Raw genomic sequence first — 23,391 nt, forward strand, 5'->3', positions numbered from 1 at the left:
GGAAGAAAGCTCTTGAGATTCACCGAATTGAAGACTGAGTTGCTGTTTCTCCTCCTGAATCTTGTTGTAATTGACCTCCAGCTCACTATACTCTTCAGAATATTCTGATTCCATAACGCTTTGGGTCGCCGCCGGATTAAAATTCAGAGGCGCTGTGTTGAATTGATAAAACACAAAGACCATAACTCCTACTAAAAGGATAAAGAACTGCATAGGTACCTTTAGAAAGCCGTTCATGATCATTCCCATCTGGCTTTCCCGTAGCGATCTTCCGCTTAAATAACGCTGCACCTGACTTTGATCCGTTCCGAAGTAGGAGAGGGCCAGGAAAGTTCCGCCTATCACGCCGGTCCAAACGGTGTATCGGTTCTCCAGATCGAAGGAGAAATCAAGTACGTCCATTTTACCACTCGCACCGGCGATCTCCAGGGCATTGCTGAAGTTTATGTCTTCCGGCAGGTAATTCAGGATAATGATAAAAGTAGCGATCATTCCGGTAAAGATCACTGCCATTTGTTGTTTTTGGGTAACGTTTACTGCCTTGGTTCCCCCGGAAACCGTATAGATGATCACCAAAACCCCAATAAGAATTGTTAGTCCGTTGAGGTTCCACCCCAAAACAGCTGAAAGGATTATAGCCGGAGCAAAAATGGTAATCCCTGCTGCCAGTCCCCGTTGGATCAAAAACAGGAACGCCGTAAGAGTCCTGGTTTTTCGGTCAAAACGTGTTTCCAGGTACTCATAGGCGGTATAAACTTTTAATCGGTGGTAAATAGGTATGAAAACCAGGCAAATGATCACCATCGCAATAGGTAATCCGAAATAGAATTGTACAAAGCCCATCCCATCGTGAAAAGCCTGGCCGGGCGTGGAAAGAAAGGTAATAGCACTTGCCTGGGTAGCCATTACCGAAAGGCCAACGGTCCACCACTGGGCTTCGTTCCCTCCGCGAATATAATCCTGGACATTCCTGCTGCCCCGTGATTTGTAAACTCCATAAATAACTATAAAAGCAAGCGTGCCGGAAAGCACTATCCAATCTATAATTTCCATATCAGGAGAAGGTCTTCATTACAAAATAAAACAGGATGATGTAAATAGCATTGACGATCAATACTAAGGTATAGGACTTCTTCCAGATGTATTTTTCAGGTTTATTCATTCTTTTCCGATTGAGACCATATTTGCAAAGAGACGATAAGCTCCCGGAACGCCTTCAGGAAATTGCCTGAAAAAGCTTAATCCCGTGTAGATAAAATAGCCGTCCCCATATTTTGCAACCAGTAAACTGCCCTGTGTTGGTTCCTCGCCTTTGTCTTTCATAGAGAGAATTGGAGCGAATTCTTCGCTCCACTGGTCTGGGAAATACAAGCCGCGCTCCTGTACCCAGTTTTTAAAATCATTTTCGGTGATCTTATTGGGTTTATTTAAAACCGGGTGGTTTTTGTCAAGAAAGCTAACTTCAGCTCTTTCATCGGTTACTCTATCCCGGGAAATTTGAAGGGGGAAAGGTGCAGGATTATCTACCAGCATCCCACGGCTGGTATTATACTGCACGATAAGATTTCCGCCATTTTTAACGTATTCCAGAAGATGCTTTTGCGCAAATTTAAGCTCGTCTACAACATTGTAAGCTCTTATCCCGGTTACGACGGCATCAAATTTACTAAGAGAATTATCGGATATCTCTGCAGGATCAACCTGTTCTACACGGTATCCTATCTGCTCCAGGCTTTGAGGTACTGCATCACCGGCTCCATCAATGTATCCTATATATTCTCCTTTTTTCTGAATTTCAATCCTCACCGCCTTGAGCTTTGCAGGCATAACTAGGTTCTGTAACGGAATATGCTTGTAATCTATTTGAATTAATTCATCCGTATATTCTTTTTCCCCAATTTTGGCTACAGGTCTTATGAAGGTTTCATCCTGATCGTCTGGAGGAATGATCTCGAAAGTGAGGATGGCTGTGCCTCCTTTTTGATCTATTCTGAAATCAGCTGATTCTGGAAGGGTTTTCCAGTTCTTTCCGGATTCCAGTCTCAGGCTGCCTTTTAGATTATCTCTTCCGGCCTTTATTACTACTGAAATTGAACGCGGCTCGTTTAGTTCAAAGATTTCCACATCTTTTTCAAAGGAGACAGAAACTTCAGGAATGATCATAAAAGGACGATAGGTTTCTCCTACTACTGCGTCATTATATTTATAGATAACAGGCCTGTTGAACTCTATTTCAGTTCCGTTAAAATCCATCCTGAAAGTGGCCTGGGTTTCAACCGGAGTTTTGGGAAGCCCAATCATTTCGGAATCTTCCACAAGGTACATTCCGTTTGTAGATTCTTTTTGAAGCCAGTAAGGGGTGGTGTTTTTAGTAGATTCCGGTAGGTGGAAATCAAGCTCGGAGACCCAGCTCTGATTATTTTTTAAGCTTTGCCCTACCTGAAGCCGGGAATTATTAGGACTAAGCTCAACCGAATTTAATGTTACAGGATAGCTGCTTCTGTTTATTGCTTCCAGGTTTAGCGAAACCTTTTCTCCGGCTGTAACAGATGGAGTTTCAGCAGCCGCTTCCAGGAAAAGTCCGGAGGAGGCTGCGATAATATCTTTAATTTGATTTGTTTTGACTTCCCGCCAATGCTCATTTTCCAGTTCCTGAATAAGCTTGTATGCCTTAACTAGTTCAGGTAGACTTTGAGATGGATCTCTGAAATTAAATTCGGTTTCTACTTTCTTCAAGATATCTCCAATTTCCCGGCCTCCTTCTATTCTGTTCCAACTTGTATCAATGCCTTCAAAAACATCGCTTTCCGGCATCTCCCCTTTAATGAGCTCCAGGTATTCGTTAGAAGTGCCTCTGGTGCCTGTACTACCAAAACCCTGCGATTGATGCTGACTGCGGCTTAAAGCTGCGATCTCAGAGTTTGAAAGTCCCAGTTCAGGGAAATAAACCCCTACATCCAATGACAACATAGCCGATTTATCGGCTTCTTCAAAAGCTTCTCTGCTTCCGTAGAACCAATGTGAGGTATTAAAAAAAGCGCGTTTTGGTTGAAATGCAGCGGTGGAATTTAATTGTTCAGGAAATGCAGAGGAATCTGCAGCGAGTTCAAAAGCCTCCAGGCTTAATAGTGCTGAAGAGGTGTGATGACCGTGAGTACTGCCGGGAGACCGGTGATCAAAACGGTTTATGATCACATCGGGTTTAAATTTTCTTATTGCCAGCACCACATCGCTCAAAACTTTGTTCTTATCCCAGATTTTCAAGGTCTCGTCAGGATTTTTAGAATAACCGAAATCTTTAGCTCTGGTGAAGATCTGCTCTCCACCATCTATTTTTCTTGCTGCCAGGAGTTCATGAGTTCGAATAAGTCCTAGTTGTTCCTGAAGTTCGGGGCCTATCAGGTTTTGGCCTCCATCCCCGCGGGTTAAAGAAAGGTATGCAACACGGGCTTTTTTCTTGTTAGCAAAATAGGAGATAAGTCGGGTGTTTTCATCATCAGGATGCGCACCTACATACAGAACTGAACCAAGAAAGTTCAGTTTTTTAATCTCCTGGTGGATTTCTGAAGCATTTAATTTTTCCGGAGTTTGGGCCTGGGTAAATCCCAGAATGAAAAATAAAAGAACACTAAAGATCTTAGGCATAAAATATAAAATTATGGTCTTCCTCAAATATAATAACTTTCAGGGGTAATAAAAGCGGGGCTGGAGCTTTAACTTTTAAAGTGCATCTTTCCCTTCATCAGTAAGAAAATCCTTTTCCACCAGGGATACGGCTTTTTGAAGCATTAGGTTATTAGGATATGTGATTAGCTCTCCTTCTAAGGTCCTCAAATGCAGATGAAAAGACTTAATGTCTTCAATAATAGCTTCAATAGGCATGTCTTTGTCATGAATCCTGATTTTATCACCTATTTTATATGGAAAACTAAAGAACAAAATGATTCCCGAGGTAACATTACTTAGGATTGACCAAATAGCAAATAAAGCCACTCCTATTACAGCAAAAACCGAAGAAAATATCAGGGAAAGTTCAGCTATACCGACACCCCACGCCAGGGAAAGCAAAAATGCTGCAATTAGTACAATAAGAATATTGATGTATTTGAACATTAAGCGCGTACGGGTTATATGAATTTCTCCTCTTTGTCCCACCCTGTGGGCTGCCTTTTTAAGAATCAGCTGAATAATAAGCAAGATTATAACCGTTACAACAGTATATGCAATTTCGTTTCGATAAGAACTAAAGATCTCGTACATTATTAAAGTAAAAAGTTATGTAGATTCATTTAATGTTTTGTAAAATAGCTAATTATAGTCTTCCAATATCCAGAAGAGTGTCGTAAACCAAATGAGTTGGTAGACCAACCACATTAAAATAACTTCCTTCAATATTTGTTATTCCAATCAGGCCAATCCATTCCTGGATAGCATAGCCTCCCGCTTTATCAAAAGGTTTAAATTTTTCTACGTAATAATCTATCTCGTCCTGGCTAAGTTCTTTAAATGTAACCTGTGTTTTTGCATTTAAAGTTCGTTGAATCTTAGAAGTCGTAAAACAAACCGAGGTAATTACTTCGTGGGAATGTCCTGAGAGGGAGTTCAGCATAGCTTTGGCCTCCTCCGGGTTTTCTGGTTTTCCAAGGGCCTTGCCTTTATGACAAACAATGGTGTCGCTGGTGATGAGGATCTGGTTTGGTTTTAATTCCTTCTGAAAAGCTTCTGCTTTAAGTTCGGCCAGAAAATCTGTTATTTCTTCATTTTCCAGAGATGGAGGGTAAACTTCCTTGACCGGGCGAACATCGGTGGTAAAAGAAATTTCCAGCTCCCTGAAAAATTGTTGTCTCCTTGGTGATCCTGAAGCCAGGATAATCTCTTTGTCTTTTAGAAAATCTTTCAACATAATTTATTCCAGTAATATTTGATGAAATCCAATAGATATCAATCCGAAAAATAAGATTATTTTAAGGATTAAACTCAACCTGGAGAAGTCTTTTTGTTTTGTCGCTGATAAGATCTGGACCAGAAAATATAACAGGGGAGCAATAATTAAAAACAAAACATATAGTACTGCAGTGGTATTTTCGAATAGATATGAATAGATATAGTAAAGAATGGCTATTAAAGGAATGAGACCAATCACAAAAATGACCTTATTGGTACGAGCCGTTCCTAATATAATCGGAAGGGTATTACCGCCCGCATTATAATCCCCTTGAATATCTTCCTGATCCTTAACCATTTCCCGTAATAAATTAATAAAGAATCCGAAAAAGGAGTAATCCAGTAAAATAGAGAAATACATTGCCTGTTGCGCCCGGTTCACCGGATTGATCGCCGGTAAGAGATCAAAGATACCCGGCAGGGCTGCAACCCCTGCCACGAGAAAGCTCACTGTGATATTTCCGGCCAGAGGAACATTCTTCAGGTAAGAAGAATAAATATATAGCAGTGCAGAACTGAATATAAAAAGTGCAGAAAAAGCCGGTAAACCGATAACATTCGCCAGATAGAATCCAATGCCCACTCCAATTATATTGAAGCCAATAAACCAGTTAAAAGCCGTTTTTTCTGAAATCCCATTTCCGATATAGAGGTTTTTAGGCTTGTTGATCTTATCGGCCGTGACATCGTATAGATCATTGATGATGTATCCGCCGGCGGCCAGGGAAAGATTGGCGATAATCAAAAGAATATACCCGAAATCGCTTAGGGAAACAGCAGCTGAAGTGCTTTCGAAAAAAGCATATCTGATAAGCACGAGGCATACCGCAACGAAAATAAGGTTACCAATCCGAATGAGCTTTAGGAATTTCAGCATAGGGCTTATTTTGTAACTATTTTTAAGCCTACCAGGGAAATGATAAGGGTGCTTAGAAAAAAGATTCGCCAGAAATGAACGGGTTCCTTAAAAACCAGGATCCCCAAAATAACCGTCCCCACAGCACCAATTCCGGTCCAAACCGCGTATGCAGTTCCAATGGGTAAGCTTTGGGTAGCTTTATAAAGTAAAAACATGCTCAGGAATAAGCAAATTAAAAATCCCACCATCCACCAGGTAGCAGTACTTCCGGAGCTGAATTTAGCTTTACCCAGGCAAAAAGCGAAACCTACTTCAAATAAGCCGGCGAAAAGGAGGATTAACCAATTCATCTATTCTTCTATCCATTTTCCCTGAACCTTCATGACTTGTTCAATCACATCACGCACACAGCCTTTACCACCTTTTTTATGGGAAACATATTTTGAAATGTTTTTGATCTCAGCTACTGCATCCTGGGGACAACAGGGAAGCCCGATCTTCTGCATCGCGTAGTAATCGGGAATATCGTCACCCATGTAAAGAACCTGGTCTGGTTTGATATTGTAGATATCGAAAAATTCGTCCATTTGTTCTACTTTGTCCTGAATTCCGAGGTAAATATCTGTTAGTCCGAGTCCGCGCAATCTGCTTCTTACACCTTCATTTTTCCCCCCGGAAATAATACAAACGGTATACCCGGCCTGGTGTGCTGCTTTTAGCGCGTAGCCGTCTTTCATGTTCATGGTGCGTAAAAGCTCCCCCTGGGTGCTTATTTGTATGCTTCCATCGGTTAAGACGCCGTCTACGTCGAATACAAAGGTGTTGATGTCGTTAAGCTGTTCTTTATAATTCTTTTCCATAGAAATCCCGGATAGAGTTGGTTAGTATGTTATAGAGTTCTTGTTGTTTTGGTTCCAGCATGGCCAGATGTGTAGCAATTGTTTGTTTATCGTTTCTAAGAGCCGGACCTGTTTGGGCCTCGCGGGGAGCTAAACTTTCCAGCTTATCTATGGTTTCTCTTATCAGAGGTTTTAAGATGTCAAAAGGGATCTCATTTTTTCTGCAAATTTCTGCCCCCAGACTATAGAGATGGTTGGTGAAGTTATTTACATAAACTGCAGCCAGGTGAAGAGCTTTTCGCTGTTCAGAATCTATTTCGAAGATATTGTTTGAGATATTCTCCGCCAATTTCTTTAAAATTTCAAGATTTTCAACCGAATTGGCTTCCAAACAAATTGGGATTTCCCTGAAGTTAACATCTTTCTTTTTAGAGAAAGTTTGAACCGGATAAAAAACCCCGTGATTTTTAAAGCTTTTCAAAGTTTTTAATGCTACACTCCCCGAAGTGTGAACTACCAAAACTTCTTTATAAGGAATCATTTCAGCAACTTCAGCAATAACATCATCTTTCAGCGCCATAAGATAGATGTCGGCTTTTGCAAGCTTAGTGATTTCTGTAGTGGTTTTAGTGAACCTTTTAAATGGTTTCAAAGGCTCTGGCCGGTGATTATAAACCTGTATCAGTTTAATATTTTCGGCATTAGAAAAAGCTTTTGCAAGGTGGGTGGCTACATTGCCGGCTCCTAAAATTACCAGGTTTATCATGCTGCTAAATTATTAAAAATTTCCCTGCTTTCAGGTTGGTGCAGAATGATTTGATTTTAATGGGCAAAATGTTTAAAATTCCTTAAATTCGCAGCCGTTTAAAGCCTATCTTCATGCAGAATAAAATTGCCTCGATTCTTTTTTCTACCCGTCTTTTAGCTGTCTTATTTGTGGTATTTGCTGTAGCCCTTGCCCTGGGGACCTTTATAGAAAGCTGGTACACCATAGAAACTGCCAGAGTTATGATCTATAACACCTGGTGGTTTGAAGGGATTATGGTTCTTTTCGTCATTAATTTTTTAGGAAATATTAAGAGATATCAACTCTACAAACGGGAAAAATGGTCGTCTTTATTACTCCATCTATCTTTTATTTTGATCCTGGTTGGTGCCTTTGTTACCCGATATATCAGTTATGAAGGAGTAATGCCTATTAGAGAAGGAGAAACAACCAACGTTTTTCTATCTGAAAAAACCTTTCTTACCACTTTTATCGATGGCGAGATAGACGGTGAAGCACGAAGAAGAGTACTTCAGGAAGATGTGCTTTTTGCTCCTGAAACCGAGAATAACTATAAGCTCAGTACCGATTTTAAAGGACAACCCGTCACGGTTGAAGCCCTTGACTTTATCCACGGCGCTGAAGAGACACTGGTTCCAACTGAAGATGGCGAAAATTACCTGAAAATAGTGGAAGCCGGTGCCGGAGATCGTCACGATCATTTTATAAAGGAAGGCGAGGTGGAGAATATTCATAATGTTTTATTTACGCTGAACAACCCTACAGACGGTGCGATAAACATTGAATATGACGAAGAAAGCGGCGAATATCTTATTAATTCTCCCTTTGAAGGGGATTATATGCGAATGGCCGACCAGGAGGAAGGCTTACTGGTAAAAGATTCCACACAAAACCTAATGCTTCGCTCTCTTTATAATATCGGGAATATGCAGTTTGTTATTCCTGAACCTATGATTAGAGGGGAATATGACGTTGTTCCAACTAAAGAAAAAACCGATGGGCAGACCGATGGTGTGATCCTGAAAGTAACTTCGGAAGGGGAATCTGAAACAGTGAAATTACTGGGTGGCCAGGGAATTGCAAATGAGCCTAAAAAAGTGGAATTAGCAGGACTTGATATTTATCTCAATTACGGAAGTAAAGAAATAGAGTTGCCGTTTAGTATCAAATTGAATGACTTTATCGCCGATAAATATCCCGGAACAGAAAAGAGCTATTCCTCCTTTAAAAGTAAGATAGAGGTTATAGATGAGGATGGTGATTTTCCCTATGAGATATATATGAATCATGTACTGGATCACAAGGGTTATCGTTTCTTCCAGGCTAGTTTTCATCCCGATGAAAAAGGAACTGTGCTTTCTGTAAACCATGATTATTGGGGAACCTGGATCACTTATATCGGCTATACCTTGCTTTATATAGGCTTGATGTGGGTTCTTTTTGCGCCGGGCTCACGTTTTGGTAATCTAAAAGTTATGTTGGATAAGGTGAAAGCTAAAAAGAAAAATCTGGTTGGAATATTAGCATTCCTCTTATTTCCATTAGGTGGTTTTGCACAGGAAATAACCCAGGAAGAAACCGATCATGCTCATATTGAAGCACAGCAAAAACAAATAGATTCTATCCTGCAGAATAATGCCGTGGATGAGGAACACGCAGCAAAATTCGGGAAACTGATTATCCAGGATGCGGGGGGTAGAATGAAACCTGCCAACACATATTCTTCTGAATTATTAAGAAAATTAAGTAAAAAGGATTCCTATAAAGGTTTGAATGCCGATCAGGTGCTGGTGTCCCTCACCGAAAATCCTACGATCTGGTACACCGTACCGCTTATCTATGTCAAACCCGACAACGATAGTATCCGAAAGATTGCCGGGGTTAAGGAAGATAAAAAATACCTGGCCCTTACCGATTTCTTTGACAACAATGGTTCTTATAAACTCTCCCTTTATTTGGAAGATGCATATCAGGCTGCAGTTCCAAACCAGTTTCAGAAGGATTTTATCGAGACTGATAAAAAGGTGAATTTAATGTACCAGGCTCTTCAGGGTAAAGTATTAAGAATTTTCCCCATTCCGGAGCACGAAAACAATAAATGGGTATCCTATCCCGAAGTGGAAGAAGCCGAATTTAAAGGAATGGATTCCGTATACACCAAACAAATTCTTCCGCTTTATATGACCGCTTTGCAGGATGCACGGGAAAGTGGCGATTATACCAGGGCCGAAGAGTTTTTGAGCAGTATAAAAGGTTTTCAGAAGAAATTCGGTGGTGATATCCTTCCTTCAGAAGAAAGGATAGATGCAGAGATAGCTTATAATAAATATGATGTGTTCAGAAACCTCTTCTGGATGTATATGGTAGCCGGACTTTTTATGCTGGTGGTGGTTATCGTTCAGATATTTTACGATAATAAACCTATAAGAATCCTTATTAAAGGAAGTATTGTTATTATCGGTCTCCTGTTTTTGTTGCATACCTTAGGACTTGCTGCGCGCTGGTATATCTCAGGGCACGCACCATGGAGTGATGCCTATGAGTCTATGATATATGTAGCCTGGGCTACAATGTTCTTCGGACTCGCCTTCGGAAGGAATAGTAACCTTACTATCGCTGCTACGGCTTTTGTTACTTCCATGATCCTTATGATCTCTCACTGGAACTGGATGGATCCTTCAATTGCCAACCTGGAACCTGTATTGGATTCTTACTGGTTGATGATTCACGTTTCGGTGATTGTGGGGAGTTATGGTCCATTTACCTTAGGAATGATCCTGGGTGTCGTGGCACTTCTACTAATGATAATGACCACTTCTAAGAATAAGAAGAAGATGGATCTAAACATAAAAGAGATTACCATAATTACTGAAATGGCATTAACCGTTGGTCTTGTTATGTTAACTATAGGAAATTTCCTTGGAGGGCAATGGGCGAATGAAAGCTGGGGTCGTTACTGGGGCTGGGATCCAAAGGAAACCTGGGCTCTTATCAGCATTATGGTGTATGCCTTTGTAATTCATATGAGATTAATTCCCGGGCTTAGAAGCAGGTGGTTCTTTAACCTTATGGCCATTGTAGCCTTTGCCAGTATCCTAATGACTTACTTTGGGGTTAACTTCTATCTTGCAGGTTTACACTCTTATGCCAGTGGAGATAAAGTGATCACTCCTACTTTTATATATTACTCTGTAGCGGTAGTTGCTCTACTGGGGGCTGTTTCCTATTGGAGATTTCAGAAATATTACGCAAAGAAGAAATAATCTTTGAGATTGGACATAAAAAAATCCTGCCCGATGGCAGGATTTTTTGTTTTAATGAAGGAAGCTTTATTTCAGTCCTCCCACCATATCTTTGGGTTGTACCCATTCGTCAAATTGCTCGGAGGTAACATGGCCTAATCTTACGGCCTCTTCTTTTAAAGTAGTGCCGTTCTTATGGGCTTCGTTGGCAATCTCAGCAGCTTTGTAATAACCAATTTTTGTATTAAGAGCTGTTACCAGCATCAGGGAGTTATTCAAATGCTCCTGAATACGTGGCATGTTAGCTTCAATCCCTGTTGCACAGTTTTCATTGAACGAAACACAGGCATCTCCAATTAATTGTGCGCTTTGAAGCAGGTTCGCAGCCATAACCGGCTTAAATACATTCAGTTCAAACTGTCCCTGCATTCCCCCAACACTCATCGTAACATCATTACCAATAACCTGGGCACAGACCATAGTTAATGCTTCAACCTGGGTTGGATTTACTTTACCGGGCATAATGGAAGAACCGGGTTCATTTGCAGGAATATTTATTTCTCCAATACCGCTTCGCGGTCCTGAAGCCAGCATTCTTATGTCGTTGGCAATTTTATTGAGGGAAACTGCCAGTTGCTTTAATGCTCCGTGGGTTTCTACAAAAGCATCATGAGCGGCAAGAGCTTCAAATTTATTGGGCGCGGAAGTGAAAGGAAGCTCGGTAAATTTTGAAATGAATTCTGCTACCCTTTTTGAATATCCCTTTGGAGTGTTAAGTCCGGTTCCCACAGCTGTACCACCCAGAGCGAGTTCAGAAAGGTGTGGTAAGGTGTTTTCAAGTGCTTTTATGCCATAATCCAGCTGGGCAGCGTAACCGCTAAATTCCTGCCCCAGGGTTAGGGGAGTGGCATCCATAAAGTGGGTACGGCCAATTTTCACAACATCTTTAAACTCTTCAGATTTTTTCTTCAGCGTGTCTCTTAATTTTTTCACGCCCGGAAGGGTTGTCTGGGTTATTTTCTTATAAGCCGCTATGTGCATTCCGGTAGGAAAGGTATCGTTTGACGATTGTGATTTATTTACATCATCGTTTGGAGAAAGGGTTTTCTCTCCTTCCCCAATAGTTTTTCCGGCTAGTTGGTGGGCCCGGTTAGCGATCACCTCATTAAGGTTCATATTGCTTTGAGTCCCACTTCCGGTTTGCCAGATCACCAGGGGAAACTGGTCGTCGTGCTTTCCAGCCAGGATCTCATCGCAAACCTGGGCGATATAATCTCTTTTTTCTACGGGAAGGGCACCTAATTCGCAATTAGTGTAAGCTGCGGCTTTTTTTAGGTAGGCAAAGCCGTAAACGATTTCAAGGGGCATGCTGGCGGCCGGTCCTATTTTAAAGTTGTTCCGGGAACGTTCGGTTTGGGCACCCCAGAGTTTATCGGCAGGAACTTTAACCTCACCTATGGTATCTTTTTCTATTCTGTATTCCATAATTTAAATAATTAGTTCTCTTACAAATTTACAAGTTAAGCGCTTTCTTCAGCCTAAATTAAAAGAAAATTTAAGCCCAGGATTCAGTCAAAATGGAGATTAAAGCCTAAAAGTTGAATTTTATTTATGAATTACCCCCCAGAGTTTATATCTTTGAAGCTGATTCAAAAATTTTTGAAAGTTATGTTCGAATTCGATCAGTACCTCGGTTTTTTGGCTTTCCTAGTGATCTTAACGATTGGATTCTGGTTAATGATCTTTCTAATGGCAATAATGCCTTACTGGATTGGTGGTTCGGTTATGGAATTGCTTAAAGAGAAAAAAGAGGCCAGGAGAAAAGCTAAAGAAGAAAAAGCATAAAAAAAGGGACTAATTTTAGTCCCTTTTTTTATGCTGTATTTCAGGTTTTAGCCTTCAAAGTCTCCTTCATCCATATTTCCGTCATTACCATTTCTTCTATTCTGTTCTCTCTTTTGCTGGTTAAATCTGTAAATAAGCGATACCGTAACATTTTGCCCTTGTCTCCACTGAAATTCGCTGTACCTATCATAGGTGTCAGTTGAAGTAAAAGATTCTCTTTTCCTGGAATCCAAAAGGTCTCTCACGTTAAGGGATAGGGTTGCATTTTCATTAAAAATATCCTTACTTAGAGCAAGATCTATGGAAAGAATTCCTTCTTGTGTTCCCTGTACACCTTCTGAAGCACCGCGGTAGAAAGCATTGGTCTGCCAATCTATTTTTGCCGGAAGGCTAACTTTTGAGCTGAAACGTGCAAACCAGCTGGTGTTTTCCGCATCGTAATTCTTACCGTTAAATTCTCCTTCCGTTTTGAATTGAAAGAAATTAAAGCTACTATTTAATCTTAGCCAGTCAGCAGGATTATATAACAGTCCTAGTTCGGCGCCGGTTCTTTTATTGCTGGCAAGGTTTACCGGGATGGTTCTAATCACATTAGTTCCTGCAATATTTTCCTCAATGCGTTCAAAAGACTCGGTTTCATGTTGGTAGTAAACTGATGAGGTCAAGGTTAATTTTTCCCATCTTTTCAAATAACCAAGATCAAAAGCGTTGGAGTAGGCCGGTTGTAAATTAGGATTTCCCTGGAAAACATTGTTGTTACTGCTTCGGGAAGGGAAAGGATTGATAAACCAACCTCGTGGACGGTTGATCCTTCGGTTATATCCTAAAGTAATATTTTCTCTTTCAGCAAGTTCATAAATGAAGTTAACCGTTGGAAATAACCCAAGGTATTTATTATCGAAATCGGTGTCAATTGCGAATCCAAAAACATCTTCCAGTTCGGCATCGGTTAACTCACTGTCAATTTTTCCTTTTAGCTGAGTGTTTTCTAATCTCAATCCAAGAAGAAAGGACAACTGGCCGAATTTGGTTCCGTATTGTGTATAAAGTGCGTTTACATTCTCAGAATAATCAAAAACATTGGTAAGGCTTTCATTGAGTTCTAAATCTCCGGTCACAGGATTTTCCTGAAACAAGGTGTAATCTGTGATCTCATTTTCAAAATTCCCACGGTATCCTGCCTCAAATTGAGATTCCTCTCCCAGAGGCAACACATAATCAGCCTGAATAAGATATTCTTTCTGGTCTTCAATAGTATTGATGTTTTCACCAATCAAATCCACCGGGCGATTATCGGTGTTATAATCTTCTCTTTCTCCAATTGTAGTAAACTGGGTTTCCTTATCGGTTTCAAACTGAAGATCGGCAGTAAGTTTATGACCATTATCGTCAAAATTATTTACATAATTAAGGGAGAATTGCCAACTATCGTCATTTTCGGTTTGCCGTTCTTCTCTGGTAGTTCCTAAAACCTGGTTTGCATTAATGTAATTATCAGTTACGTTGGTGGTAAGATCTTCATCCTCTCCATAACGGTAAAAAACCGAACCGGTAATTGAAGATTGCTCATTGATGAAATATTCCATACCAAAACTGGTATTGAAATTTCTGTTAAGTCGTTCAATATCCCGATCTTCAACAATTCTGTCAAATTCCACTCCGCTGTTTTCATTGTATCGGGTATCGAAAAAACCTCCACCGGGGGCATCAAAATATCTGAAACCTGTATTTGTAAAGAGATTAAATTTTTCTGTGCGGTAATTTAAATTGGCTGAAATGCCGGCATTGGCGGGAGTTCCTGCATTCAGACTTAAGGAGCCATTAAAACCAAGAGTTTCTTGTTGCCTTAAAATGATATTCAGAATACCGGCAGTTCCTTCGGCATCATACCTGGCAGAAGGAGAAGTAATCACTTCAACCCGCTCAATGGCATCTGCAGGTAATTGGTTTAGAACATCTGAATCGCCAAAACCTGCCATAGCTGATGGTTTTCCGTTTATAAGAATCCTTACGTTTTCATTTCCACGAAGGCTTATTCCACCGTCAATATCCACAGAAACCGAAGGTACATTATTAAGAGCGTCACCTACGGTACCACCGGCAGTAGTTAGATCCTTTCCAATATTATATATTTTTTTATCCAACCGAACATCAACCTGCGTGGTTTCTGCCCGCACAATAACTTCATCGAGATTGGCTGAAGAAACACCTAGCTTTATTGTTCCCAGGTCTAGATCTGAGTCAACCTTTCTGTTATTAAATTGTTTTGGTTCGTAGGAGATAAATTCCACTAGAATATTATAAGTGCCTTCTGGCACTTCAATCTCAAATTTTCCATCTATATCGGTAACCCCGCCGTTTATATCTGAAGGGTCATTTGTATTGGTAATGGAGATTGTGGCATATTCCAAAGGAACCTCAAGATCGTCATCAATGACGGTCCCGGAAATAGTATGTTGAGAACTTCGTTGAGAATAGCCCTGGATACTCAGGCTGAAAAATAACAAAAACGCTGAAAGCGCGATTAGATTTTTGGTGGTCATAGAATATTTTAGTTCTATGACTTCCTTACATCGCGATGGTTTAATGAAACATTGGTTAAACTTCCGTTAAACCAACGTTTCCTGCGTTTTTCGGTTTTTGAAGAGGAACAAATAAATCTGAAAATCAGTTTTTAAGACTTTCGGGTTAAACCTTTATTTACCTGAATATATTTTTCAAACTGATCCTCAGTAAGAATCTTTTTTAATTTTTTATGCTCGTTTCGTTGAATGGCCTGAAGCTTTCTTATTAATGAATCTTCGTTAACTCCGGAGTTTAATACCTCGTTCTTTCTTATCGTATAGGCAATTATCACATCTTCCATAAGCAGGGTTTGCTCATGGTCCAGATTTAGTTGGTGTTTCCAGGTGTATGCGAGTTCGCGGGCTATTTCTTCAAGCTCCTCCCTGTTTCTTTTGTGAATATAGATTTGCGAATACACAAAACCGGCCACCAGTAACCCGGCGACTCCAATAAGTGCAATTCTTTGTTGTGATTTCATTTCAGATCAATTTATTCCAGTTATTTCAGATAAAAGTCTAAAGCAGTTTGTCAATCTCTTCAGCAGGCCTGCCAATTACTGCTTCATTTTCAGATTCTACGATAGGTCTTTCAATTAATTTAGGGTTTTGTGCCATAACTATAATCAATTCTCTATCGCTAAGATCTTTATTCTTGTAATTTTCTTTCCAGATCTTTTCGTTTTTCCTTACCAGTTGAATAGGAGCAATATTGAGTTTCTTTACCAAAGAAGTAAGTTCTTCTTCCGTAAGTTCGTCTTTTAAATACTCTCTTATTTTATATTCCTTCCCCGAATCTTCTACCTTCTGAAGGCCTTCCCGGGATTTTTTACATCTGGTGTTGTGATAAACGGTAATCATATAAGCTGAATTTTTCCTTAAAATAATCAATTAATTTTAAAATCGAAACAGGTTCGGGAATTTCTATCAATCTTCATTCCGTTGACCCATCATCATAAGATATGCTTTAAGAAAAGCATCTATAGAACCATTCATTACATCATCTACATTTCCCGTTTCTTCTCCGGTTCTAACGTCTTTTACTAGTTTATAAGGATGCATCACATAATTTCTTATCTGTGAACCCCATTCGATCTTCATTTTAGAATCTTCTATCTCTCGTCTTTGTTCCTGTTGTTTCTGAAGTTCGATCTCATACAACTGACTTTTTAAAAGTTGCATAGCCTTGGTTTTATTCTCCAACTGAGAACGGGTTTCAGAGTTTTCCACAACAATTCCGGTAGGGGCGTGGCGCAGTCTTACAGCAGTTTCCACTTTGTTTACATTCTGGCCTCCGGCTCCTGAAGAGCGCATAGTTTCCCAGGATATTTCGGATGGATTGATATCTATCTCAATGCTGTCATCAGCCAGCGGGTAAACATATACAGAAGCAAAAGAAGTGTGCCTTTTGGCATTACTGTCAAACGGGGAAATTCGTACCAACCTGTGGACTCCGTTCTCTCCTTTTAACCAACCGAAAGCAAATTCACCTTCAATTTCCAGGGTGACTGTTTTTATTCCCGCAACTTCCCCGGCCTGGTAATTTAGTTCCTTGATCTTGAAACCTCGTTTTTCTGCCCACATGAGATACATGCGCATGAGCATTTCGGCCCAGTCACAGCTTTCGGTGCCTCCGGCCCCGGCTGTAATCTGCAATACCGCGCTCAAATTGTCGCCTTCTTCAGAAAGCATGTTTTTAAATTCCAGATCTTCAATAAGGTCTATAGCCAGCGAATGTTTTTCCTCAACATCTTCGGCAGAAGCTTCATCTTCGCGGTAGAATTCCAGGAGAACTTCCAGGTCGTCTAAAAGGGTTTCTGCCTTTTCATAATCTTTTACCCATTTCTTTATGGCATTGAGTTCCTGCATAAGAAGCTCTGCCTTTTTTGGATCGTTCCAGAAATCGGGAGCAAAGGTTTTTTCTTCCAGGTTTGTGATTTCTATCTGTTTGGCATCAATGTCAAAGATACCTCCTTAACGCACCAAGGCGCTCTCTAAGATCTTTTACCTGCTCTGTTGAGATCATGTAGTCTTAATTTTAGCGCAAAAATAGAATTAAAGGCCCCTACAGGAAAGTATTTAACGATAATTTTATAGTTTTAGCTGTCAAAAAAAAATCTCCAGATGCACCGACATTTACTTATTTTATTGTTCTTCAGTATCTCACATTTTAGCAATGCTCAATTTTTATCAGAAAAAGAAGATTTAAAATCTCAGAAAGGGTATTTCGATTTTCATTATAACGAAAAGGAAGATGAGATCTATCTTGAGGTAGACAAACTTGACACCGAATTCCTGTACACACATTTTTTAACCACCGGAATTGGTTCAAACGATATTGGTCTGGACCGCGGACAATTGGGAGACGGAGTAGTAGTTAAATTTGTGAAAGCCGGAAATAAACTTTTACTCGTTCAGCCTAATCAAAGATATCGCGCCGAAACCGATAATGAACTGGAAAAGCGAAGTGTTGAGCAAGCTTTCGCCAAATCGGTGATCTTTGGTTTTGAGATCAAAGAACAAAAGGATAATGTTTATGTTATTGATTTCACCCCATTTCTTATGCAGGATGCTCACGGAGTAGCTGAGCGATTAAAAAAAGGCGAATACGGTACTTATAAACTGGAAAAAAGCAGAAGTGCACTTTCTATGGAACGTACCAAAGCTTTTCCTGAGAATGTAGAATTTGAAGCCCTCCTTACTTTTAAAGGAGAACCCAACGGGAGGACTTTGCAATCTGTGGTTCCCGATACCAAAAATATTAGTTTGATTCAGCATCATTCATTTGTTAAGCTTCCGAATGACGGTTATGAGGAAAGAATTTTCGATCCCAGAAGCGGCGCTATTCACATTTCTTATCTTGATTATTCCAGCCCCGTTTATGAGCCAATTGAAAAACGTTTAGCCATTCGTCACCGACTTAAAAAGAAAGATTCCCTTGCAGAAATGAGTGAAGCTGAAGAACCTATTATATACTATTTGGATCCAGGAACGCCCGAGCCTGTAAAAACAGCCCTTCTCGATGGTGCAAAATGGTGGAACGAAGCTTTTGAGGAAATTGGTTATAAAGATGCTTTTCAGGTAAAGATGCTCCCAGAAGACGCCGATCCTCTTGATGTTCGCTATAATGTGATTCAATGGGTTCACCGTTCGACGCGAGGGTGGAGCTATGGAGCCAGCGTGGTAGATCCCCGAACCGGCGAGATCATTAAAGGACATGTTAGCCTGGGAAGTTTGCGAATTCGGCAGGATTTCATGATCGCACAGGCGCTTATGAACCGTCCTTTTGCTGAAGACGATAAGAATCATCAAAAAATGATGGAGATGGCGCTGGCCAGGATCAGGCAACTCTCTGCGCATGAAATAGGACATACAATTGGTTTCACTCATAATTTTGCTGCCAGCCCATCGGGAAGAAGCTCAGTGATGGATTATCCGCATCCGCAATTCAGTATTAAAGATGGAGAAATTGATTTCAGCAATGCTTATGCCACCGGGATGGGGGATTGGGACAAGCTTACTGTAAAATATTCCTATGCCGATATTCCTGAAGATACCTCAGAAAGAGAATTTCTGAATTCGGTAATTGAAGAAGCTCATGAAAAAGGCCTGCAATTTATTTCTGACGCTGATGCCCGGGCACAGGGTGGCGCTCATTTAAAAGCTCATTTGTGGGATAACGGAGAAGACGCGGTAGAGGAGTTGGACAGGGTTTTAGCAATTAGAAAAAAAGCCATTAATAATTTTTCGGAAGATAATATTCGAACACATGAGGCCTATTCGGTGTTGGAAGATGTATTTGTTCCGCTTTATTTCTTTCATAGATATCAAACCGAAGCAGCTGTGAAGTTGATTGGTGGAATGGATTACAATTATGCGGTAAAAGGAGGCAATGAAAAAGTTTGGGAAACGCTAAACGCCAAAAGTCAGAAGGAGGCTCTTTCGGGAATTCTAAAAACCCTGGATGCTAGCACCCTTGCCATACCTGAAGAGAAACTTGCGCTTTTTCCACCGCGGGCATTTGGTTTTAACCGAACCAGGGAGTCTTTTAAAAGCAATACTGGCGTAGCCTTTGATGTTATGGGAGCCCCGGTTACTGCTTCTGGAATGAGTGTTTCTCTTCTTTTGCATCCTGAAAGGGCTGCGAGACTTGTTCAGCAAAAAGCAATGGATAAAAAGCAGTTAGGGCTAGAGGAAGTGTTGGAAGAACTTATTTCTGAGACTATCAAATCATCGCATCGCGATAATTATTTAAATTCTGTCCAGGAAGCCATAAACTATAATATTTTTGAACATTTACTCTCACTTGCAGCTAACAGTAAAGTAACTCCTCAGGTTAGAGCGGTAACGAATTCAGCTATAGATGATCTGGAAGAGTGGCTTGGCGGCCGGGAAGCAGCTATAGATAAGTTAATGTTGCGCGACATTAGACAGTTCAGGGAGAATCCTGAGGATTTCAAAATTGAAAGTACTACCCCAAAAATTCCGGATGGAAGCCCTATTGGTAGTTTTGAATGTTTAATTGATGAAATATAATTTAAGAGATAAAAAATGAATTTCCGCCGGAGTTTATCCCGATTTTTGGGAGGGCGGAAATAACACAAAAACAAAATTATAAATAGATTTCTGCCTTCGCAGAAATGACAAAGCGATATTTATGAAAGAAATAGATTTAAGAAGTGACACGGTAACCCGGCCAACAAGCGGGATGCTGAAAGCGATTATGAGCGCTGAGGTTGGTGACGATGTGTACAAAGAAGACCCAACCGTAAATGCTTTGGAAGAAAAACTTGCTAATATGTTTGGAATGGACGAAGCTCTGTTCTTTCCAACGGGAAGTATGGCAAATCAGGCGGCTATAAAATTACACACTCAACCGGCAGAACAACTGATTTGCGATAAATGGGCTCACGTTTTTAATTACGAAGGCGGTGGAGCCTCGTTTAATAGTGGAGTTTCCTGTAAACTTGTAGATGGTAATCGCGGGATGATCACCGCTGCCCAGGTAGAGGAGAATATCAATCCACCCGACTTTTATCACAGTCCGTTAACTACTCTGGTGTGTTTGGAAAACACCACCAATAAAGGTGGTGGCGCCTGTTACGATATGGAAGAAATAAAGAGGATCCAAAAGGTATGTAATAAACATGAACTCGGACTTCATTTGGACGGAGCGAGGCTTTTTAATGCTCTTGTTGCAAAAGAGGAAGACCCAAAAGAATACGGAAAGATTTTTGACACCATTTCAGTTTGTTTGTCGAAAGGTTTGGGAACTCCCATGGGATCTGTTCTAATTGGTAATAAAAAACTGATGAAAGGAGCCATGCGGGTTCGAAAAGTGCTTGGCGGAGGAATGCGACAGGTGGGCTTTATGGCTGCCGCAGGGGTTTATGCTTTAGACCATCACGTAGACCGTCTGGCTATTGATCATAAAAGAGCTTCAGAAATTGGTGAAAAGTTATGCGACCAGGAATATGTGAAACTGGTAGAAGAGGTGGATACCAATATTGTAATATTTTATCTTCAGAATCCATCAGAAGAGGAAAAATTCATGAAACAGTTGCAAAAAGAAAAGATCCGGATTAGCAACATGGGGCAGGGCAAGCTCAGAATTGTTACCCATCTGGACTATTCAGAAGAAATGCATAAAAAGTTCCTGAAAGTCCTGGAACAGATCGAACTATAAAAATAAAAGCCCCGTCTAGACGGGGCTTTTTAATAATATCTTTTTGAACTTTTATTTTAACATATCAAGTCCTGGAATATCAGGCATGCCATCTTTAGCTACGGCAGCAAGTTCGGTTTCATTCATTTCAGAAGCCCGTTGAATTGCTTTATTCAGGGTAAGAACAAGGTAATCTTCCAGTTGTTCCTTGTCTTCCAAAAGCTCATCGGCTATACTGATATTTTTTATTTCTCTTGCTGCGGTAATGGTGACTTTTAAAAGGCCATCACTTGACTTCTCCTCAAAACTAACGGTCTTAAGACGCTCTTTAGTAGCTTCAACTTTTTCCTGGGTTTCCTTGAGTTTATTCATCATACCCATCATATCTCCAAACATATCTTCTTATTTTAAAAATTCTGAATGACAAATTTACTAAATTACCGCTTTAACAGCTTAATATGAAAACACTATTATTTTTTTTACTTGGAAGCCTTACATTTGCCACAGCACAAAATTCAACTGATTTGAAACAAGATATAATGCCTCCTAAAGCCCAGAAAATCGAGAAGAAACTGGAGTTTCATGGAGACCTGAGAATAGATGATTATTACTGGATGAATGACAGGGAAGATTTTAAGGTGATTGATTATCTAAAAAGCGAAAATGACTATAACGAGAAGATGACGGCTCATACTAAAGAGTTTCAGGAGAAACTTTTTGAGGAGATGAAATCACGAATCAAAGAAGATGACAAATCGGTGCCTTATAAACTGAATGATTACTGGTATCTAACCCGGTTTGAAAAAGGCTATGATTACCCCATTTATTCCCGTAAAAAAGAAAGTCTGGATGCTCCCGAAGAAGTGATGTTCAATGTAAATGAAATGGCTAAAGACCATGATTACTACAGCCTTGGTGGACTCAATGTAAGTGAGGATAATAAACTAGTCGCATTTGGAGTAGATACCGTTAGCCGAAGAAAATATACCATCCAGGTAAAAAACCTGGAAACCGGCGAGATATTATCTGATAAAATTGAAAATACCACGGGTGGCTCTACCTGGGCTGCTGATAATAAAACCCTTTTTTATACCAAGAAGGACGATCAGACATTAAGATCATACAGGATTTATAAACATGTTTTAGGGACTGATTCTTCGGAAGATGAACTTGTTTTTGAAGAAGAAGATGAAACTTTCAATACCTACGTTTATAAATCGAAATCAAGAGAGTATATAATTATTGGTTCCAGTAGTACTTTAACTACAGAATATCGGATTCTAAAAGCCGATGATCCAGCGGGAGAATTTAAGGTGATTCAGGATCGCGAAAGAGGGCTTGAATACAGTATTGCTCATTTTGGAGATCATTTTTACGTCCTTACCAATATGGACGATGCCACCAACTTTAAACTGATGAAAACTCCCGTTGATGCAACATCCAAAGAAAACTGGACCGATGTTATTCCACATCGGGAAGATGTTCTTCTGGAAGATATCGATATTTTTAAAGAGTACCTGGTTGTGAGTGAACGCAATAACGGCCTTAATAAAATTAAAGTCATGAGATGGGATGATGAGGAAGAGTATTATATTCCTTTTGATAATGAAACCTATACTGCTTATACCTCTATAAACCCTTCCTTTAATACCGATGTTTTAAGGTATACCTATAATTCCCTTACGACTCCAACTTCGGTTATCGATTTTAATATGGCAACCAGGGAGAAGACCGTTTTAAAAGAACAAGAAGTCCTGGGCGGAAATTTTGATAAAAACAATTACACTTCAGAAAGGATTTGGGCAACCGCGGCCGATGGTACAAAAGTTCCTGTTTCTTTGGTTTATCGCAAAGGTCTGGAAAAGAATTCTAAGAATCCTGTCTTGCAATACGCTTACGGCTCTTATGGATCAACCATAGATCCTTATTTTTCTTCGGTACGTTTGAGCTTGCTTGACAGAGGTTTTGTTTATGCTATAGCTCACATTCGGGGAGGAGAATACCTCGGTCGGAACTGGTATGAGGATGGAAAACTTTTCAGAAAGAAGAACACTTTTACCGATTTTATTGATGTTTCTAAACATTTAATCGAGGAGAATTACACTTCCAGTGATCATTTATATGCTATGGGTGGTTCTGCCGGTGGGCTACTAATGGGGGCAGTTGTGAATATGGCTCCTGAACTATATAACGGAGTGATTGCCGCTGTACCTTTTGTAGATGTGATCACAACAATGTTGGATGACAGTATTCCGCTTACTACCGGCGAATATGACGAATGGGGGAACCCCAATAATTTAGAATATTATGAATATATGAAATCTTATTCTCCATATGATAATGTGAAAGCCCAGGATTATCCGAATATGCTGGTTACAACAGGATTACACGATTCTCAGGTTCAATATTGGGAACCAGCTAAATGGGTTGCAAAATTAAGAGAATTTAAGACTGATAATAATATATTGTTATTTCATACCAACATGGAAGCAGGGCATGGTGGAGCATCAGGAAGATTTGAAGCACTAAAAGAAGTTGCCGAGGAGTACGCTTTTCTATTGGATTTGGAAGGTATAACCGAATAATTAAAAAATTTGACTTAACTTTGACCGGTTTGCAATCTGAACTTTTTCAATATTGAAAATTCAG

Annotated in this window: 18 protein-coding genes and 1 pseudogene; 5 read left to right on the plus strand and 14 right to left on the minus strand. The window is 40.1% G+C overall.

The genetic code is table 11. The features are described from left to right. The 8 genes and pseudogenes from ACESK1_RS05655 to ACESK1_RS05690 form a co-directional block, all read right to left on the minus strand. Positions 1 to 1,053 (minus strand): annotated as a pseudogene (locus tag ACESK1_RS05655) (sodium:solute symporter); the annotation flags it as partial. 105 nt (positions 1,054 to 1,158) lie between these two features. Beyond that, complete coding sequence (locus tag ACESK1_RS05660; RefSeq protein ID WP_372918790.1) at positions 1,159 to 3,672, minus strand: PIG-L family deacetylase; 2,514 nt, start codon at positions 3,670 to 3,672, stop codon at positions 1,159 to 1,161. A 48-nt stretch (positions 3,673 to 3,720) separates the two neighbouring features. Further along, entirely contained in the window at positions 3,721 to 4,260 is a 540-nt protein-coding gene (locus ACESK1_RS05665; RefSeq protein WP_372918792.1) for a mechanosensitive ion channel domain-containing protein, read from the minus strand. 52 nt (positions 4,261 to 4,312) lie between these two features. Beyond that, entirely contained in the window at positions 4,313 to 4,903 is a 591-nt protein-coding gene (locus ACESK1_RS05670) for a Maf-like protein (protein WP_372918794.1), read from the minus strand. 3 nt (positions 4,904 to 4,906) lie between these two features. Further along, a complete protein-coding gene (locus tag ACESK1_RS05675) occupies positions 4,907 to 5,821 on the minus strand; it encodes a geranylgeranylglycerol-phosphate geranylgeranyltransferase (protein ID WP_372918796.1) in 915 nt (304 codons plus the stop codon). Positions 5,822 to 5,826: 5 nt separating this feature from the next. Further along, entirely contained in the window at positions 5,827 to 6,153 is a 327-nt protein-coding gene (locus ACESK1_RS05680; protein ID WP_372918798.1) for a multidrug efflux SMR transporter, read from the minus strand. After that, positions 6,154 to 6,663 carry a KdsC family phosphatase gene (locus ACESK1_RS05685; protein ID WP_372918800.1) on the minus strand — a complete coding sequence of 170 codons (510 nt, stop codon included), beginning with the start codon at positions 6,661 to 6,663 and terminating at the stop codon, positions 6,154 to 6,156. Next, positions 6,647 to 7,408: a Rossmann-like and DUF2520 domain-containing protein gene (locus tag ACESK1_RS05690; RefSeq protein ID WP_372918802.1), complete on the minus strand. Its 762-nt coding sequence runs from the start codon at positions 7,406 to 7,408 to the stop codon at positions 6,647 to 6,649. Before ACESK1_RS05690 ends, ACESK1_RS05685 begins: the two co-directional genes overlap by 17 nt. A 113-nt stretch (positions 7,409 to 7,521) precedes the next feature. Here ACESK1_RS05690 and ccsA point away from each other — a divergent pair, with 113 nt between their 5' ends. After that, on the plus strand, positions 7,522 to 10,692 hold the full coding sequence (gene ccsA / locus ACESK1_RS05695) for a cytochrome c biogenesis protein CcsA (protein WP_372918804.1): 3,171 nt from the start codon (positions 7,522 to 7,524) through the stop codon (positions 10,690 to 10,692). Positions 10,693 to 10,758: 66 nt separating this feature from the next. Here ccsA and fumC read toward each other — a convergent pair whose 3' ends face one another. Further along, positions 10,759 to 12,156 carry a class II fumarate hydratase gene (gene fumC, locus ACESK1_RS05700; RefSeq protein WP_372918806.1) on the minus strand — a complete coding sequence of 466 codons (1,398 nt, stop codon included), beginning with the start codon at positions 12,154 to 12,156 and terminating at the stop codon, positions 10,759 to 10,761. Between the two features lie 183 nt (positions 12,157 to 12,339). Between fumC and ACESK1_RS05705 the strand changes: the two genes are divergently transcribed. After that, positions 12,340 to 12,516 (plus strand): hypothetical protein, encoded by a 177-nt coding sequence (locus tag ACESK1_RS05705; protein WP_372918808.1) that lies wholly within the window; start codon positions 12,340 to 12,342, stop codon positions 12,514 to 12,516. Between the two features lie 47 nt (positions 12,517 to 12,563). Here the strand turns inward: ACESK1_RS05705 and ACESK1_RS05710 are convergent, their stop codons facing one another. The 4 genes from ACESK1_RS05710 to prfB form a co-directional block, all read right to left on the minus strand. Further along, entirely contained in the window at positions 12,564 to 15,059 is a 2,496-nt protein-coding gene (locus ACESK1_RS05710) for a TonB-dependent receptor domain-containing protein (RefSeq protein ID WP_372918810.1), read from the minus strand. A gap of 131 nt (positions 15,060 to 15,190) precedes the next feature. Beyond that, positions 15,191 to 15,559 (minus strand): hypothetical protein, encoded by a 369-nt coding sequence (locus tag ACESK1_RS05715; RefSeq protein WP_372918812.1) that lies wholly within the window; start codon positions 15,557 to 15,559, stop codon positions 15,191 to 15,193. A gap of 37 nt (positions 15,560 to 15,596) precedes the next feature. Continuing rightward, positions 15,597 to 15,938 (minus strand): arsenate reductase family protein, encoded by a 342-nt coding sequence (locus tag ACESK1_RS05720; RefSeq protein WP_372918814.1) that lies wholly within the window; start codon positions 15,936 to 15,938, stop codon positions 15,597 to 15,599. Positions 15,939 to 16,004: 66 nt separating this feature from the next. After that, positions 16,005 to 17,103 (minus strand): peptide chain release factor 2 gene (gene prfB / locus ACESK1_RS05725; RefSeq protein WP_372918816.1). Its coding sequence is split into 2 segments (ribosomal slippage): positions 16,005 to 17,039 and positions 17,041 to 17,103, totalling 1,098 coding nucleotides; the frame shifts between segments, so codons are not numbered across the junction. A gap of 98 nt (positions 17,104 to 17,201) precedes the next feature. Between prfB and ACESK1_RS05730 the strand changes: the two genes are divergently transcribed. Further along, on the plus strand, positions 17,202 to 19,613 hold the full coding sequence (locus ACESK1_RS05730; RefSeq protein ID WP_372918818.1) for a zinc-dependent metalloprotease: 2,412 nt from the start codon (positions 17,202 to 17,204) through the stop codon (positions 19,611 to 19,613). 121 nt (positions 19,614 to 19,734) lie between these two features. Continuing rightward, entirely contained in the window at positions 19,735 to 20,763 is a 1,029-nt protein-coding gene (locus ACESK1_RS05735) for a low specificity L-threonine aldolase (protein WP_372918820.1), read from the plus strand. 51 nt (positions 20,764 to 20,814) lie between these two features. On the opposite strand, the gene ACESK1_RS05740 is transcribed toward ACESK1_RS05735, so the two are convergent. Beyond that, positions 20,815 to 21,138 (minus strand): YbaB/EbfC family nucleoid-associated protein, encoded by a 324-nt coding sequence (locus tag ACESK1_RS05740; RefSeq protein WP_372918822.1) that lies wholly within the window; start codon positions 21,136 to 21,138, stop codon positions 20,815 to 20,817. 62 nt (positions 21,139 to 21,200) lie between these two features. Here ACESK1_RS05740 and ACESK1_RS05745 point away from each other — a divergent pair, with 62 nt between their 5' ends. After that, positions 21,201 to 23,327 carry a S9 family peptidase gene (locus ACESK1_RS05745; RefSeq protein ID WP_372918824.1) on the plus strand — a complete coding sequence of 709 codons (2,127 nt, stop codon included), beginning with the start codon at positions 21,201 to 21,203 and terminating at the stop codon, positions 23,325 to 23,327. Positions 23,328 to 23,391: the final 64 nt, after the last annotated feature.

Source organism: Salegentibacter sp., from assembly GCF_041642575.1.
Taxonomy (GTDB): Bacteria; Bacteroidota; Bacteroidia; order Flavobacteriales; family Flavobacteriaceae; genus Salegentibacter.

What these genes read in the sequence shown, in the direction of transcription:
- ACESK1_RS05665 (WP_372918792.1), bottom strand. Translation starts at nt 4,260, where the DNA reads ATGTACGAGATCTTTAGTTCTTATCGAAACGAAATTGCATATACTGTT.
- ACESK1_RS05670 (WP_372918794.1), bottom strand. Translation starts at nt 4,903, where the DNA reads ATGTTGAAAGATTTTCTAAAAGACAAAGAGATTATCCTGGCTTCAGGA.
- ACESK1_RS05675 (WP_372918796.1), bottom strand. Translation starts at nt 5,821, where the DNA reads ATGCTGAAATTCCTAAAGCTCATTCGGATTGGTAACCTTATTTTCGTT.
- ACESK1_RS05680 (WP_372918798.1), bottom strand. Translation starts at nt 6,153, where the DNA reads ATGAATTGGTTAATCCTCCTTTTCGCCGGCTTATTTGAAGTAGGTTTC.
- ACESK1_RS05685 (WP_372918800.1), bottom strand. Translation starts at nt 6,663, where the DNA reads ATGGAAAAGAATTATAAAGAACAGCTTAACGACATCAACACCTTTGTA.
- ACESK1_RS05690 (WP_372918802.1), bottom strand. Translation starts at nt 7,408, where the DNA reads ATGATAAACCTGGTAATTTTAGGAGCCGGCAATGTAGCCACCCACCTT.
- ccsA (WP_372918804.1), top strand. Translation starts at nt 7,522, where the DNA reads ATGCAGAATAAAATTGCCTCGATTCTTTTTTCTACCCGTCTTTTAGCT.
- fumC (WP_372918806.1), bottom strand. Translation starts at nt 12,156, where the DNA reads ATGGAATACAGAATAGAAAAAGATACCATAGGTGAGGTTAAAGTTCCT.
- ACESK1_RS05705 (WP_372918808.1), top strand. Translation starts at nt 12,340, where the DNA reads ATGTTCGAATTCGATCAGTACCTCGGTTTTTTGGCTTTCCTAGTGATC.
- ACESK1_RS05710 (WP_372918810.1), bottom strand. Translation starts at nt 15,059, where the DNA reads ATGACCACCAAAAATCTAATCGCGCTTTCAGCGTTTTTGTTATTTTTC.
- ACESK1_RS05715 (WP_372918812.1), bottom strand. Translation starts at nt 15,559, where the DNA reads ATGAAATCACAACAAAGAATTGCACTTATTGGAGTCGCCGGGTTACTG.
- ACESK1_RS05720 (WP_372918814.1), bottom strand. Translation starts at nt 15,938, where the DNA reads ATGATTACCGTTTATCACAACACCAGATGTAAAAAATCCCGGGAAGGC.
- ACESK1_RS05730 (WP_372918818.1), top strand. Translation starts at nt 17,202, where the DNA reads ATGCACCGACATTTACTTATTTTATTGTTCTTCAGTATCTCACATTTT.
- ACESK1_RS05735 (WP_372918820.1), top strand. Translation starts at nt 19,735, where the DNA reads ATGAAAGAAATAGATTTAAGAAGTGACACGGTAACCCGGCCAACAAGC.
- ACESK1_RS05740 (WP_372918822.1), bottom strand. Translation starts at nt 21,138, where the DNA reads ATGTTTGGAGATATGATGGGTATGATGAATAAACTCAAGGAAACCCAG.
- ACESK1_RS05745 (WP_372918824.1), top strand. Translation starts at nt 21,201, where the DNA reads ATGAAAACACTATTATTTTTTTTACTTGGAAGCCTTACATTTGCCACA.